At 67.8% G+C, this 14,672-nt stretch carries 15 protein-coding genes and 1 other RNA gene; 5 read left to right on the top strand and 11 right to left on the bottom strand.

Annotated elements, in window-relative coordinates; all coding sequences use genetic code 11:
* Positions 1-14: 14 nt before the first annotated feature.
* Complete coding sequence (locus tag EO139_RS04490; RefSeq protein ID WP_126969497.1) at positions 15-1,238, bottom strand: efflux RND transporter periplasmic adaptor subunit; 1,224 nt, start codon at positions 1,236-1,238, stop codon at positions 15-17.
* Between the two features lie 129 nt (positions 1,239-1,367).
* Between EO139_RS04490 and EO139_RS04495 the strand changes: the two genes are divergently transcribed.
* Entirely contained in the window at positions 1,368-1,988 is a 621-nt protein-coding gene (locus EO139_RS04495; RefSeq protein ID WP_126969500.1) for a TetR/AcrR family transcriptional regulator, read from the top strand.
* Between the two features lie 133 nt (positions 1,989-2,121).
* Here the strand turns inward: EO139_RS04495 and EO139_RS04500 are convergent, their stop codons facing one another.
* The 8 genes from EO139_RS04500 to EO139_RS04535 form a co-directional block, all read right to left on the bottom strand.
* Positions 2,122-2,640, bottom strand: coding sequence for a transcriptional repressor (locus tag EO139_RS04500; RefSeq protein WP_016902320.1), 519 nt, complete (start codon positions 2,638-2,640; stop codon positions 2,122-2,124).
* A 14-nt stretch (positions 2,641-2,654) separates the two neighbouring features.
* Complete coding sequence (gene gltX / locus EO139_RS04505; RefSeq protein WP_026064278.1) at positions 2,655-4,058, bottom strand: glutamate--tRNA ligase; 1,404 nt, start codon at positions 4,056-4,058, stop codon at positions 2,655-2,657.
* Positions 4,059-4,125: 67 nt separating this feature from the next.
* Positions 4,126-5,217, bottom strand: a complete 1,092-nt coding sequence (locus EO139_RS04510; RefSeq protein ID WP_126969502.1) for a DUF3616 domain-containing protein — start codon at positions 5,215-5,217, stop codon at positions 4,126-4,128.
* Between the two features lie 131 nt (positions 5,218-5,348).
* A complete protein-coding gene (locus EO139_RS04515) occupies positions 5,349-6,233 on the bottom strand; it encodes a carbon-nitrogen hydrolase family protein (RefSeq protein ID WP_104648090.1) in 885 nt (294 codons plus the stop codon).
* A 46-nt stretch (positions 6,234-6,279) separates the two neighbouring features.
* Positions 6,280-6,930, bottom strand: a complete 651-nt coding sequence (locus EO139_RS04520) for a GNAT family N-acetyltransferase (RefSeq protein ID WP_206515123.1) — start codon at positions 6,928-6,930, stop codon at positions 6,280-6,282.
* Complete coding sequence (locus EO139_RS04525; protein WP_126969506.1) at positions 6,927-7,349, bottom strand: hypothetical protein; 423 nt, start codon at positions 7,347-7,349, stop codon at positions 6,927-6,929. The genes EO139_RS04520 and EO139_RS04525 overlap by 4 nt, the downstream gene beginning before the upstream one ends.
* Before the next feature lie 7 nt (positions 7,350-7,356).
* Positions 7,357-8,676: a cell envelope integrity protein CreD gene (gene creD, locus EO139_RS04530; RefSeq protein WP_126969508.1), complete on the bottom strand. Its 1,320-nt coding sequence runs from the start codon at positions 8,674-8,676 to the stop codon at positions 7,357-7,359.
* 122 nt (positions 8,677-8,798) lie between these two features.
* Entirely contained in the window at positions 8,799-9,077 is a 279-nt protein-coding gene (locus tag EO139_RS04535) for a hypothetical protein (protein ID WP_126969510.1), read from the bottom strand.
* A 35-nt stretch (positions 9,078-9,112) separates the two neighbouring features.
* Here EO139_RS04535 and EO139_RS04540 point away from each other — a divergent pair, with 35 nt between their 5' ends.
* A complete protein-coding gene (locus EO139_RS04540; protein ID WP_104648092.1) occupies positions 9,113-9,925 on the top strand; it encodes a C1 family peptidase in 813 nt (270 codons plus the stop codon).
* Positions 9,926-10,112: 187 nt separating this feature from the next.
* Positions 10,113-10,188, top strand: a non-coding RNA gene (locus EO139_RS04545) — sX9 sRNA.
* Between the two features lie 4 nt (positions 10,189-10,192).
* Here the strand turns inward: EO139_RS04545 and creC are convergent.
* The gene (gene creC, locus EO139_RS04550) at positions 10,193-11,641 is read right to left on the bottom strand and encodes a two-component system sensor histidine kinase CreC (protein ID WP_126969512.1); all 1,449 of its coding nucleotides are present in this window, start codon (positions 11,639-11,641) and stop codon (positions 10,193-10,195) included.
* A 45-nt stretch (positions 11,642-11,686) separates the two neighbouring features.
* Positions 11,687-12,391, bottom strand: coding sequence for a two-component system response regulator CreB (gene creB, locus EO139_RS04555; protein WP_180707893.1), 705 nt, complete (start codon positions 12,389-12,391; stop codon positions 11,687-11,689).
* Between the two features lie 34 nt (positions 12,392-12,425).
* Here creB and rlmJ point away from each other — a divergent pair, with 34 nt between their 5' ends.
* Together rlmJ and EO139_RS04565 are read left to right on the top strand one after the other, a co-directional pair.
* Positions 12,426-13,334 (top strand): 23S rRNA (adenine(2030)-N(6))-methyltransferase RlmJ, encoded by a 909-nt coding sequence (rlmJ, locus tag EO139_RS04560; protein ID WP_119128033.1) that lies wholly within the window; start codon positions 12,426-12,428, stop codon positions 13,332-13,334.
* 192 nt (positions 13,335-13,526) lie between these two features.
* Entirely contained in the window at positions 13,527-14,069 is a 543-nt protein-coding gene (locus tag EO139_RS04565; RefSeq protein ID WP_024939889.1) for a GNAT family N-acetyltransferase, read from the top strand.
* The last annotated feature ends 603 nt before the right edge of the window (positions 14,070-14,672 follow it).

Raw genomic sequence — 14,672 nt, forward strand, 5'->3', positions numbered from 1 at the left:
CGTGTGATCCCGCCTCAGTTGGCCGCACGCGGTGCGGTCGGGGCGGAAGGCGTGCCGGCAGCATTGCCAGCACCGGCGGCGGGCTTGCCCTTGGGCTGCCACGGCACGGTCTTGACCTCGATGCCGTCGCGGGCGCGCGAGACGCCCTCGACCACCAGTTGCTCGCCGGCCTTCAGGCCGCTGCGCACCAGCCACTGGTCGCCGACTTCGCGGTCGGTTTCCAGTACGCGCAGTTGCAGCTTGTGATCGGCACCGACCACGAACGCGGTCGGCTTGCCGGCGCCATTGCGCGAGACCGCCTGCTGCGGCACCAGCACGCCCTGCTCCTTGATGCCCTCCTGCAGCACCGCGCGCACATACATGCCCGGCAACAACTCCGCCTTCGGGTTCGGGAACACCGCGCGCAGGGTGATCGAGCCGGTGTTCTGGTCGACGGTGACATCGGAAAACGCCAGGTGGCCCTGCAGCGGATAGGTGCTGCCGTCTTCCAGCAGCAGCGACACCTTGGCCGCATCGTCGCCGGCCTTCTCCAACTCGCCGCGCGCCATCGCCTGCTTCAGGCGTAGCAAGGCCGCGCTGGGCTGGGTGACGTCGATGTAGATCGGGTCCAGTTGCTGGATGGTGGTCAACGCGGTGGCCTGGTTGGCGGTCACCAAGGCACCCGGGGTGACGCTGGAGCGGCCGATGCGGCCGGAGATCGGCGCGTCCAGGCGCGCGAAGGCCAGGTTGATGCGCGCGGTTTCCACGCTGGCCTTGCCGGCCGCCACGTCGGCCTCGGCCTGGCCCAGCGCGGCGGCGGTGTCGTCGCCGTCCTGCTGGCTGATCGCCTTGATCTGCACCAGTTCGGTGTAGCGCTCGGCCTTGAGCCTGGCGGTGCGCAGGTTGGCCTGCGCCTTGGCCAGGGTGGCCTGGGCGCTGGCATAGCTGGCGCGGTAGGTCGCCGGATCGATCTGGTACAGCGTCTGCCCGGCCTTGACGTCGCCGCCCTCGGTGAACTGGCGCGACTGCACGATGCCGCCCACCTGTGGGCGAACTTCGGCGATCAGGTAGGGAACCGTGCGCCCGGGGAGCTCGGTGGTCAGGGTCACCGGCTGCGGCCTGACGGTCAGCACGCCCATTTCGGGCATGCCCTCCTCCGGCGGCGGTCCACCCGGAGGGCTGCCGCAGGCACTGAGCAGGAGGGTGGCTGCAACGGCAGCAGCAAGCAGGGGCAGGCGAAACGAAGCATGAGGACGCACGGGAGGTCTCCGACGGAACGCAGGATGGTTAAATCTAAACGGTACGGTTCGGTATCCTAATGAGCGCATCCGTAGACGTCAAGCATTCCTGCCCAGTCGGTATACTTAACTGCCCAAGGGAGTCAGTTGATGCGGGTCAGAACCGAAGGAAAACGCGACGCCATCGTGCAGGCGGCCAGCGAGGTGTTCCTCGAACTGGGCTTCGAAGGCGCCTCGATGTCGCAGATCGCCGCCCGCGTCGGTGGCTCCAAGCGCACGCTCTACGGCTATTTCCCGTCCAAGGATGAGCTGTTTGTGGCGTTTGCCAAGGACATGTCCGACCGCTACATCGACCCGCTGCTGGACGCGCTTTCGCAGAGCAACGGCCCGGTCGCCGAGACCCTGCAGCGCTTCGGCGAGGACATCCTCAGCTTCCTGTGCGCGCCCAGCTCGATCACCATCTGGCAGACCATCATCGGCGTGTCGGGGCGGTCGGACGTGGGCGCGTTGTTCTTCAATTCCGGCCCGGAAGAAGGTGTGCAGCGCATGGCCGACTATCTGCAGACGCAGATGGATCGCGGCGTGATCCGCTGCGCCGACGTCCTGATCGCGGCCAGGCAGTTCGGTGGGCTACTGGAGGCGGAAACCCTGATGCCCTGCCTGTTCGGCGCACTCAAGAACCCCTCGCCCGCGTATCTGCGCGGGGCGACGCAGCGCGCGGTCGCCCTGTTTCTGGCGGGCTATGGCAGCAAGACCGACGCCGCGGCGTGATGCGCGGTGGTGTCTGATACCTGAGTTAAGCGATGCGTCGCTAGCGACCTCACTGATACGCGTGCATGGCACTCGCACGTCGGGTTTTGTCCGCCGCCCTAAGTGAACCGCCCTGCGTTTTGGCTGGCGATCCTTACTCGGCCACCGCGCACTTGGCGCACAGGCCGTGCACTTCCAGGGTCTGCGCCTGCGGCTGGAAGCCCAGCGCCTTGGCGCGCGCTTCCAGTTGCGCCACCACTTCGCGGTCTTCCAGCTCCACCGCGCTGTGGCAGCGGTCGCAGATCAGGAACGGCACCGAGTGCTGGGCGCTGTTGGGGTGGTGGCAGGCGACGAAGGCATTGACCGATTCGAGCTTGTGCACGAAGCCGTTGGCCATCAGGAAATCCAGCGCGCGGTACACCGTGGGCGGGGCGTCGGCACCGACGCCCTTGCCTTCGCGCACCCAGTCCAGCAACTCGTAGGCCTTGACCGGCTTGCCGGCGTCGGCAATCAGCCGCAGCACATTGGCGCGGATCGGCGTCAGCCGCAGGCCGCGCTCGCTGCAGGCACGCTCCACCGCGCGCACGAAGCCATTAGCATCGTCGACATGGTGATGCGGGGCTGTGCAGGCATGTTCCTGATCGTGCGTCTGGGTGTGCGTATGCTTGGTCATACAGGCTCCGGCGGTCAGCCCGCCCCTATCTTGATGAGTGCGGCATCGATGCGTTTCAAGGCGCCCTCGCGTCCGGCCAGGTACACGGTCTGCGAAATGTCCGGGCTGACCTGGGTGCCGGTGATGGCCACGCGCAGCGGCTGGGCCACCTTGCCCATGCCCAGCTCCAGCGCGGCGGCCGCGTCGTGCAGCGCGGCCGAGACGGTCTCCACGCTCCATTCGCTCTGTGCCGCCAGCAGTTCGCGCGCCTTGCCCAGCGGCACTTCCGCGCCCAGCTTGAGGTGCTTCATCACCGCCGCCTCGTCGTAGGTTTCCAGCGGCTGGTACCAGACCACGGCTTTTTCGGCCATGTCCTTCAAGGTCTGCACGCGCTCGCGCAGTGCCACCACCACGTCGGCGGCGGCCGGGCCGGCGGCCACATCGATGCCGAGCCGGGCGAGCTGGTATTCCAGCTGCGGGGCGATGCTGGCCGGGTCGTCGGTCTTGAGGTAATGCTGGTTGACCCAGCCCAGCTTGGCCATGTCCAGGCGCGCGGCCTTGGAATTGACGTCCTTGACGTCGAACAGGTCGAGCAATTCCTGCCGGCTGAACAACTCCTGGTCGCCGTGCGACCAACCCAGACGTGCCAGGTAGTTGATCAGCGCATGCGGCAGGTAGCCGGCGTCCTTGTACTGCATCACGTCGGCCGCGCCGGTGCGCTTGGACAGCTTGGCGCCCTGCTCGTCCAGGATCATCGGCATGTGCGCGAACTTCGGCACCGGTGCACCCAGCGCCTCATAGATGTTGATCTGGCGCGGGGTATTGTTGATGTGGTCATCGCCGCGGATCACCTCGGTGATGCCCATGTCCCAATCGTCCACCACCACCGCGAAGTTGTAGGTGGGGAAGCCGTCCGGGCGGAAGATCACCATGTCGTCGAGCTCGCTGTTGGCAATCTCGATGACGCCCTTGATCAGGTCGTCGAACACCACCGTGCCGCCGACCGGGTTCTTGAAGCGGATGACCCGGTTGGGGTCGTCGCGGTACGGCAGGTTCTGCTCGCGGGCGGCGCCGTTGTAGCGCGGCTTTTCCTGCCGGGCCATGGCGGCCTCGCGCATGGCGTCGAGTTCTTCGCGGGTTTCGTAGGCGTAATAGGCCTTGCCCTGCGCCAGCAGTTGCTCGGCCACCTCCTGGTAGCGGGCCACGCGCTGGGTCTGGTAGATCGGGCCTTCGTCATAGTCCAGGCCCAGCCAGTCCATCGCCTCCAGGATGGCGTCGATCGCGGCCTGGGTGCTGCGCTCACGGTCGGTGTCTTCGATGCGCAGCACGAACTGCCCGCCGCGACGGCGCGCCTCCAGCCAGCAATACAGCGCGGTGCGGGCGCCGCCGATGTGCAGGTAACCGGTGGGGCTGGGGGCAAAGCGGGTGCGGCAGGTCATGGAGCGCTCGGCGAAACGGGGATCGGCCGATTTTACCTTGACCAGCACGGACCTGCCCGCGCGCGGCTCAGCGGTTGCGCAACAGGTCGCCGTAGACCACGTCATCGCCGCCGCTGCGCGCCGGGCCGGGCGCGTCGTACAGCACCAGCCAGCTGGGGGTGTCGCCGGCCAGGTGCCCGGGAAGATTGCAGATCGCCTCGGCGCGGTCGCTGTCGGTGCCGTGCGGCAACACCGCCGATTCCAGCAACTCGTGCTGAAAGCGCACCGGTGCCTGGTTGGCGGCCAGCACGGTACGTGCGTCCGGCCATTTGAACAGGCGGATTTCGCCATTCAACACCATGGTCGGGCCGGCCAGCAGGTACAGGTCGTCGCCGGAATAGTGCAGGTCGCGGATGCCCAGCCCGCCCAATTGCAGGAAGTGCTTGCGCAGCAGTGTGCCGTCCTCGTCCAGCGGCGCCAGCCGCAGGTGGTCGCCATGCGCCTGCACCCGGATCTCCAGCAGCGCCGACCAGCCGCGCAGCACCGGCCCGCGCAGGCCCAGCAGCAGGCGCTCGCCGTCCACCACGATGCCTTCGATGTCGAAGCCGTTGTCCTTGCCGGGAATCTTCATGAACGGGCCAAAATGCGGGTCGTCGGCCAGCAGCTCGGTGAGCTGGTTGTGCCTGGCATCGCCCTTGAGCCGCAGCGCGCGACGGCCATCGGCGGCTTGGCGCACCAGGCGCGGGGTGCCGTCGGCATCGCGCTCGATCGGCAGGCAGGCCAGCAGGCGGCGGTTGGCGTCGAGCTTGAGCTTGGTCAGGCGTTTGGCGTTGTCGGCATCGTCGCGACTGCGCTTGGCGTTGTTGCGCTTGAGCCCATGCGAGCCGACCACCCACAGGTAGCCGTCCGACAGCGCCATGCCTTCCAGGTCCGCCTCCTCGGCCGCCTCGCCCGGCAGGTCCAGCAGCTCGGCCAGCGCAAAACTCTGCCCCTGGCCGAAGCGCAGCGTCTCGCGCTGCACCGGCTCGAGCCTGCGCAGGCGATCCACCGCGCAGGCTTCGTCGCCGGCCACCCACAGCCAGTCGTCGGTAAACGCCGCGCCGGACAGATTGCTGTGCACCAGCGCGCCGGGCGCGAACTCGAGACGGACGCTGTGTGGAATCAGGGTTTTCTTGGCCATGGGAACCTGGTGGGCGGTGCGGGTGACGAATCAGGGAACAGCAGAACGCTCGAAGCGTACGCGAGCCGGTCACGGGCAACGGCGGCGCTCGCGCGGCGATGCACGCCGCAGTGGCTGGATGGCCGCGCGTGTCAGTCGAAGGAGGCCAGCGTGGCACGCGCGAGGTGAGCGCCCGATTGACCGACCCAATCGCGGTCGTTGGCGACCTGGGCCTGCGCGCGGCTGGCCTCGAAGGCGGCGAAATCCAGCTCCGCATACGCCCACACGGTACTGCCCTGGGTCTGCGCCAGCACGCCATCGGCCGGGAAGCCGACATCCATCGGGGCGAACACCGCCGCTTCGCCGGTATTGACGTCCAGCGCCGGGCTCCACGGCGCTTGCCCGGCCGTGACCGATTGCGCGACGAATACGCGGTTTTCCAGCGCGCGCGCCAGGCAGCCGACGCGCACCCGCATCGCGCCGGCGGCGGTGTCGGTGCAGCTGGGCACGATCAGCAGCCGCGCGCCGGCTTCATACTGCGCGCGTACCGGCAGCGGGAACTCGCTGTCGTAGCAGATCGCGATCGCTGCACGCACGCCATCCAGCTCGAACACCTTCACCGCTTCGCCCGGCTCGATCAGCCCGGTGGCCTTTTCGAAGCCGGTCAGCTGCAGCTTGTCCTGCCAGCCGTGCCGGCCGTCGGGCGTGAACCAGTCGCTGCGATTGCGGTAACGGCCCTGCCCCAGATCCAGCAGGAAGCTGCCGGCGACCAGATGCAGCTGATGCCGGCGCGCCAGGCCGGCAAACAGCTCCAGCCACGGCGCACGCAGCGCCTGGATCGCCGCCAGCGACTCGGGCAAGCCGGCAGAAATCTGCGTACCGAAGGTCGCGCCCAGCTCCAGCGACAGGTATTCCGGCAGCACCAGCAGGCGCGCGCCGGCGGCGGCCGCCTCGCCCACCAGCGCGGACTGGCGTGCGGCAAAGGCGGCGAAGTCGGCGGGTTTGCCGATCGGGTATTTGGCGACGGCAATTTTCATCTGGCGGCCTGGTTGCGATGGATCGATGACGTAGGAAGCGAATCGGTCACGGCGGCAATGCCCGCGTCCACACCCGCAGACTGTGGTCGATCTCGCCGTGTTGCAACTCCGCCCACGCCAGCTGCACGCGCATGTCCGCTTGCGGTGCATAGCCGCGCTTGCGCCAGAACCCATCGTTGGGTCGGTAGTCGGCAGGTTTGCGCGGATCGTCTTGCGCACGTTCCACCGAGCAGAACGCAGTGAGCGCGAAGCGCCCCAGTGCACGCGCATGCGCCTCGCGCCGGTCGAAGAAGGCGTGGCCGATCCCCTGGCCGCGATACGCCGGCAGCAGCACCGATTCGCCGAAATAGAACACGCTGGCCGGATCGATGCCGGCCGCGCGGAACGGCGCATGGAAGGCGTCGCTGTCGTCGAGCAGCGGCAGCCCGGTGGAGGCGCCGATCACCGCATCGCCATCGCGTGCCAGCACGAACACGCTGTCCGGCGAGGCCGCATACGCGGCCAGGTAGCCGCGCTCGTAATCGGCATCGCCGTCATACAGGTACGGCCAGGCGCGGAACACCGCGATGCGCAGTTGCGCCACCGCAGCCAAATGCGGCAGCACCTGCGTGCCGCGCACCGTTTCGACGATCAGGGAGGAGCCGCTCATGCCGGCCATGGTAAGCCAGCCTGGCGCCGCGGCGCTGCCGTGGGTCAGCGCAGCCAGCGGCCGTTGACCGCGGCCGGAGCCACCGACTGCTGCCACAACAACCACACCGCCGCCTCCTCGCTGGCCAGCAGCACGCCGCGCAGTGCATCGGTGCTGCGCGCCCAGTAGCTGCCGTTGTTCAACCGCTGCCATGGCCCGTAGCAACGCTGAAGCGCGCTGTCTGCCGGCACGTCCTGCCGCTGTGCCGCCTGCAGGAATCGGCTGCCATCCAGGCGCAGTGCCTGCGCGGTGCCTGGATGCAGGCGCAGGCCGATCACCCCGCGACGTCCGTCGCGGTGCAAGGGCAAGGCCGACAACGGCGAAGCTTCCCAGGCCTGCGGCAGCGCTGCGGGAAGCAGCGCCACCGTGTCGATCCCGGCGGGCAGCAAGCGCTGCGCCCGCCGGTGCAGCCGTGCATGAGCGAACATGCCGGCCTCAGCGCAGGCTGTTGCCAAGCTCGTACCAATCGAGCTTGCGCGTCACCCACATGATGCTGGCCAGGATGCCGAACAGCAGCAGCGATCCCATCAGCAGCGCGTTGTCTTCGGAGATCAACAGGCTGTAGAGCACCCCGTACAACGCAGTGAGCATCACCGAGAACCCGGCTGCGCGCGCCCAGCTGCGCAACACCCCGGACAGGTAGAAGAACTGCAGGCCGATACATGCCGCGGCCGACACCAGGTACGCCTGCCAGAACGCGATGTGCTCGGAAAGGCTCAGCAGCAGCAGGAAGAAGATCGCCAGCGCCAGCCCCACCAGCAGATACTGCAGGGGATGGATCGGCAGACGCTTGATCAGCTCGAACAGCACGAACGCCACGAAGGTCAGCACCACGAACAGGATGCCGTACTTGCTGGCCCGGTCGGCCTGGGTGTACACGTCCACCGGGTCGACCAGCTGCACTTGCAGCGTATCCAGCGACGACTGGCTGGACTGCAGCTGGGTCTGCGCACCGGTGGCCAGCGAGGACAACGACCAGCTCGCATCGAAACCACGCGCGCCGATGGTCGGCGCATTGGGCAGGAAGCGCCCGCCGAACAGCGGATGCGGCCAGGCCGAGCGCAGCGCGATGTCGTTGTTGTCGGCAATCGGCGCGATCGCCAGGCTGCGGGTGCCGTCCAGCACGAAGGACATCTCCACCAGATTGCCCTCGCCCAGTGTGCCGGCCAGCGCATCGCCCAGCGGCTGCAGATCGGCGTGGATACCGGCCGAGCGCGCCGCCAGGCCGCCTGCCCCGCTCTCCAGCGGCAGTGTGCGCCCGTCCACGCGCAGGCTCGGCGTGCCGACCAGGCCACGCACATCGGAAATACCCACCGCCAGATGCGGCTGGCCATAGCGACGGCCGTCCACGGCCGGATAGGCGAACGGGTCAAACTCGGCCTTGAGCCTGGCCTTCCACGCATACACCTGCACGCGGAACAGGCCGATCTTGCGCTCGGACGGGGTCAACTCGCCGCTCAGGCTGAGCGTGCGCGGGGTCTGCAGCAACTGGCCGTCGCGCTTGCGCCAGACCTTGCGCGGATTGCCCTGCTCGTCGGGCTCGGTGACCTGCACATCCTCGGTAAACGGCAGCACCCGCACCGGCGCGATGAACTGCTGCTCGCCGGCCTTGCTCTGCGCCACCCGCTCCACCGCCTCGTCGCGGTAACGCGCACGGTCCTGCACGGTGCCGCGGATCAACAGCAACGGAATCAGCAGCAACAGGATCAATCCGCCAATGGTGGCGAAGCGCAACAACAGTTTCAGGGATTTCATCGACCATCCTCATTCGGGGAGGTGGCCAGGGTGCGATGCGCCGGTGTCGGGGGTTTGAGGCGAATTTGAAGCGAATGTGAAGTGGGCGATCGGCAGGATCGGCGACGGGCACTGTGACCCAGTTAGGAAATGCAGTGTTCGCCCTGCAAAACTGCAACCAAGGCCCAGGACGTGCTTCCGTTGCATCGCCAAGGTTTCGCATCACCGGCGCGCGCCTGGCCGCCAGGCGCAACGATGCGCGTGCAGTTGCGCATCACGGGGCCATCGCTTTTTTTCGAGTCTGTATTGATCACGGCGTTCCAGTGCCGTCGTTTCGCCGCGTCCTCCTTCAACTTGCGCGCCGCATCGGCGGTGTCGCACGCGTATGCCCGCCGGCCGGCCGTGGTTGCAGAAGTGCGCACCACTGCATTCCTCTTTCGCCTGGAGTTTGCCTTCCATGAACAAGCAACGTTCACTCAGCCTCTGCCTGCTCGCTGCCCTGAGCCTGTCCTCCGCCGCCGCACAGGCGGCAATGCACGGGATGGGTCTGAAACCCTCGTCATTGATGCAGCCGGTCACGCCCTTGTTCGGCATTGCCAGCGCCGCCAGGCCCCTGCCCGCCACGGTGGACCTGACTGCCTGGGCCATCGCGCCAGGCGACCAGGGCCAGGTGGGATCATGTGCGTCATGGGCAACCGCCCACACCCTGACCGGTTGGTACGCCAACGCCAGCAAGCAGGCGCAAACCCGCTTCGCCCCGATGTATCTCTACAGCCAGGTCAACAACGGCGTCGATGAGGGTTCCACGCTGGAAGCGCCGCTGGACGTCGCGCTGGCCCAGGGCATCGATACCGAGCAGCATTACTCGTGGGGCAACTACAACTGGAAGAATCCGCCCACCGCAGCCGACCGCGCCAACGCTGCCAAGAACCCCACGCCGTACCGCAAGTACACCGTGCTGTACTCGGGCGACGGCAATGGCGGGCGGGCCCTGATCGAACAGATCAAACTCGCGCTGGCCTCGTCCACGCCGGTGGTCATCGGCTTCTATGTCCGCCAGGGGTTTGAAGACCTCACGCCGAAGAACCAGGTCGACTACGACATCAAGACGCCGATCCTGGGCGGGCACGCGGTGGTCGCGCTGGGGTACGACAGCGACGGGCTGATCGTCGAAAACAGCTGGGGCACCGAATGGGGCAACAAGGGCTTTGGCAAGCTGTCCTGGTCGGTGGTCGCCAAGGACGTCATGGTGGCCGACGTGGTGCACTAGCACACAGCGGCTGCGCACCGTGATGCGCGGCCGACACGGAGGCGGCATGTGCCCTGGCGCATGCCGCTTCAGTGCACCGCGATGCGGGCGCCCTTGGCTCCGGCCTGTGCACATCTGGCATGCAATGCGGTCCAGAGCTGCCTACTGCGTAGCCGCCAGGCGGGCGCGGACGGCGCGCGGAATCTTCGCGTACCACTGGTCCACTCCGGTTGCTCCGCGCCGTCCGCACCCACCTGACGACTGCTCGCTACGGATTGTCAGCCGCGCCTAGCCGATGGGCAGGCGCAGCGTCGCGATCGCACCGCCACCGTCCCGATTGTCCAGTGTCGCCTCGCCGCCGTGCAGGCGCGCGACTTCGCGTACGAACGGCAGGCCGAGGCCGGAACTGCGTTGTCCGGTCTGCGGGCGGGCCAGCGAATAGAACCGCTCGAACACCCGTTCCAGTGCGTAGTCCGGCACGCCGCTGCCGCGGTCCTGCACCACCAGCTGCACCTGCCCCTTCAGCACCTGCGCACGCAACTGGATGGTGCTGCCCTGCGGTGAAAACGCGATGGCGTTTTCCAGCAGGTTGATCAGCGCCTGGCGCAGCAGGAACCCATCACCGAGCACATACTGCCCGCGCGCCGTGTCGGAGCCGGCATCGCTGTCCAGCCGCACGCCGGCCGCTGCCGCGCGCGGCAACACGGCGTCCATTGCCGCCTGCAGCAGGCCAGCCACCGCGACGCGCTCGCGCGTCTGCAACCAGCCGTGCTGCTCCACCTCGGCCAGCGCCAGCAGCTTGTCGATGGTTTCGGTCAGGCGCAGCTCCTGGGCGCGGATGCTGGCGACGAAGTGCTGGCGATCGGCTTCCGGCAGTGGCTCGCTCAACAGTTCGGACGCACCGCGGATCGCCGCCAGCGGGCTCTTCATCTCGTGTGTCAGCGACTGCACGTACTGCTCCACGTAGGCCTTGCCTTCGAGCTTGCGCCGCATGCGTTCCAGCGCCTGGCCCAGGTCGCCGATTTCATCGCCGCGCGGTTTTGGCGGCGGCACCGGAAGGCCCGCGCTCACCGCCTGTGCGTAGCGATTGAGCCGGCCGATCCCGCGCATCAGCCACCAGGTCATCCCGATGCCGATCAGCGCGGAAATGCCGATCAGCCAGGCCCCGCGCTGCAGGATGTTGCGCTGGCTGGCCTCGATGAAGGGGTCGATGCTGCGATTGGGCTGCGCCAGCGTCAGCACGCCGATCAACTTGGCCGGGTCATCTGGCGCATAGATCGGTGCGGCCACATGCATCACCGTGGCGGTCGGGTCGCCATCGACCTCGGGGCTGGAACGCGCGCCGTACTCGCCGCGCAAGGTGCGATAGACATCGTTCCAGCGCGAATTGTCGCGGCCCACGTCACGGCCCAGCGAGTCGAATACCACCACCCCGCGCGCGTCGGTCACGGTGACGCGGTAGGCCACATCGTTCTTGCGGAACCGCCACACCCAGGCCTTCGGGTCGCGCCGCTGCGCCTGCGCCACGTTGCGCGCAAAGCTGCCGCTGGCGATGCTGCCGGCAGCCAGCTCGCCGCTGGCCATTTCCGCCAGTACGTTGGCCGCGTCCACCAGCGTGGATTCCATCGCCTGGCGCACGCCCGGCTTGACCTCGTTGACGAACACCCGCATCACGAAGAACGCGGCCAGCCCGACGATCAGAAAGAAGCCCAGGAACAGCTTGAGACCCAGCCGCATCTCAGGCCCCGGCCTGCATAACAGCACGCCTGCACTTGCCCATGGCTACAGCTCCAGCGCGTAGCCGAGGCCACGATGGGTGCGGATCGGGTCGGCCGGCACGCCCGCCTGGCGCAGCTTGCCGCGCAGCGTCTTGATATGAGTGTCCACGGTGCGGTCGGCGCTGTCGGCGCTGGCGTCCCAGCCGCGGTCCATCAGCTGCGCGCGGCTCAGGATCGCGCCGGGGCGCTGCAACAGCGCCGACAGCAGCGCGTACTCGTAGCGGGTCAGCGGCAGCAGCGCATCGCCGTAGCGGATGCGGCTGCCCTCCCGATCGATCGCAAACGCGCCATGCGGCTGCCAGCCCGGCTCCACCACGGCGGCCTGGTTGCGGCGACGCAGCCGCGCGCGCACCCGCGCCACCAGCTCGCGCGGGGAGAACGGCTTGGCCATGTAGTCGTCGGCGCCCAGTTCCAGGCCGAGCACGCGGTCGATCTCGTCATTGCGCGCGGTCAGGAAGATCACCGGCACATCGCTGAAACCGCGCAGCGTGCGGCACACCTCGAAGCCGTTGATGTCCGGCAGGCCCACGTCCAGCACCACCACATCGGCCGGGTCGGCACGCAGCCGCGCCAACGCGTCGCGGCCCAGCAGGCAGTGCTCGGGCGCATAGCCTTCGCTGCGCAGTGCGTACAGCACGGTATCGGCAATGGCGGCTTCGTCTTCGACGACGAGCACGCGGGCGGGGGACTCGGACATGGCGCGCAGCATAGCCGCATGCTGGCGCGGCCCGTACACTGCCGCGATGAACTATCGCCACGCCTTCCATGCCGGCAACCATGCCGACGTGCTCAAGCACATCGCCTTGCTGGCGCTGATCGACACCCTCAAGCGCAAGGACACCCCGTTCTTCGTGCTCGATACCCACGCCGGACGCGGGCGCTACCAGCTCGGCGGCGAAGAGAGCCGCAAGACCAACGAGGCCGATGCCGGGGTGATGCGGCTGATGGCCGAGTCGACCCTGCCCGAGGTGGTGGAACGCTATCTGCGCGCGGTGCAGGCCGACAACCAGACCATCGCCCGCCCGGCCACGCCCGGCCAGAAGCCGGCGCGCGCCACCGCCGGCATCCAGATCAACCACTATCCCGGCTCGCCGCTGCTGGCGGCGCAGGCACTGCGCGAGCAGGACCGCATGGCGTTCTGCGAATTGCAGCCGGAGGAGGCCGAGGCGCTCAAGCGCCTGTTCGCCAGGGACAGCCGCGTGCGCGTGCATGCCGGCGATGGCTACGAGGCGATCCGTGCCTTCGTGCCGCCGCGCGCGGGCGAGACCAGGATCGGCCGCGGGCTGGTGCTGATCGACCCGCCGTACGAATCGCAGGACGCCGAGTACCCGCAGGTCATCCACAGCGTGCGCGAGACCCTGGCGCGCTGGCCGCAGGCGATCTGCATGGTGTGGTACCCGATCAAGCTCCGCCGCAGCCTGCAGCCCTTCATGCGCAAGGCTGCCACGCTGCCGGCCAAGTCGGTGCTGGTGGCCGAGCTGCAGGTGCGCCCGGACGACTCGCCGCTGCGCCTGACCGGCAGCGGGCTGTTGATCGTCAATGCGCCGTGGCAGTTCGACCAGATGCTGGCGCCCGCGCTGCCGGTGCTGAAGCAGCATCTCGGCGAGGCCGGTGCTTCGACCCGGCTGGAGTGGCTGCGCCAGGACGCCTGATTCGCCGGCGCCAGACGCCTCCTCGCGCTGGCAAACGCGGCCGCATACTCACGACTGGATCACGGTATCGCTCGGTACAGTGATGAGGGAAGCACTGCCACCCCCTGACGGCCCCCAGCGGCGCACCGGATTCATTCACGGTTGTGCGCTGGGCGGGTGCCAGAATCTTCCGATCTTTAAGGAACACCGGTCATGGCCATTCGCAATCGCATGCCTCCCTGGCATGAAAACTTCAGTCTGCCCAATGGCCGCACGCTTCTGCTCCGCCCGATCCGTCCAGAGGACGGCCCGCCGCTGCAGGGCGCTTTCAGCCTGTTGGGACCGGAGGAAATCCGCGCACGTTTCGTGCGTTCCTCCGCCGAAATCACCCCGGAGATGGTGCAGCGCCTGACCCATCCCAATCCCAAGAGCGAAATCGTGCTGGTGGCCGCCGAGCAGCTGCCGCCGGGTGAAGCCCTGGTGGGCGCGGTGGCGCGTGCGGCGCTGGTGCCGGGCACCCGCCAGGCCGAGTACACCATCCTGGTCAGCAGCTTCGTCGCCGGCCAGGGACTGGGACGGCAGCTGATGCGCAAGCTGGTCAAGTGGGCACGGCGCAAATACCTGGATTGCCTGTTCGGCGACGTGCTGCAAAGCAATGTGCCGATGCTGCAGCTGGCCGAGTCGCTGGGCTTCAAGCCGCAGCCGCATCCGGATTCGCCGGAGTTGGTGCGGATGGTTCTCGAGCTGGATGCCTGAGGGGCTGGGATTCGGGATTCGGGATTGGGGATTCGTGAAGCGGCTTGGGCGGTTGGTCTGCGACTTGGTTGCAGGGCACTTGCCCGCCCACCCTCACGGGACACGCCGCAAGTACGTCCTTGTAGGCTCTTACGCGGCATCCATGCCGCGTAAGGTCCCGCGACGGTGAGCGGGCAAGGACCCGTCGAGATGGCCGGTGTGTTTGGTAAGAGCAGGCACCGTGGTCTGCTGTTCCGACAAGGAAGCGTTCCCCTAACGCTGACCGATCAACGGATACGCCTTTTAAGCAACCAACCAGCCAACTGTCTGGTGCGGTGCCCTCGCCGGTTGCGGGACCGTGTGGCGGCATGGATGCCGCCACCGAGCCTCCACGGACGGATTCACGGCGTGTCCCGCGAGCGGTGAGGACGCCGCGCCCTCGACTCGCCCGGCTTTGATTGTTGATCTGTCACTTGGCTGCAGGGCCCTTGCCCGCCCACCATCGCGGGACACGCCGCAAGTACGTCCCTGTAGGCTCTTACGCGGCATCCATGCCGCGTAAGGTCCCGCGACGGTGAGCGGGCAAGGACCTGTCGAGATGGCCGGTGTGTTTGGTAAGAGCAG

The sequence above is a fragment of the Xanthomonas sp. BRIP62411 genome (genome assembly GCF_003993525.1).
Classification (GTDB): domain Bacteria; phylum Pseudomonadota; class Gammaproteobacteria; order Xanthomonadales; family Xanthomonadaceae; genus Xanthomonas; species Xanthomonas euroxanthea.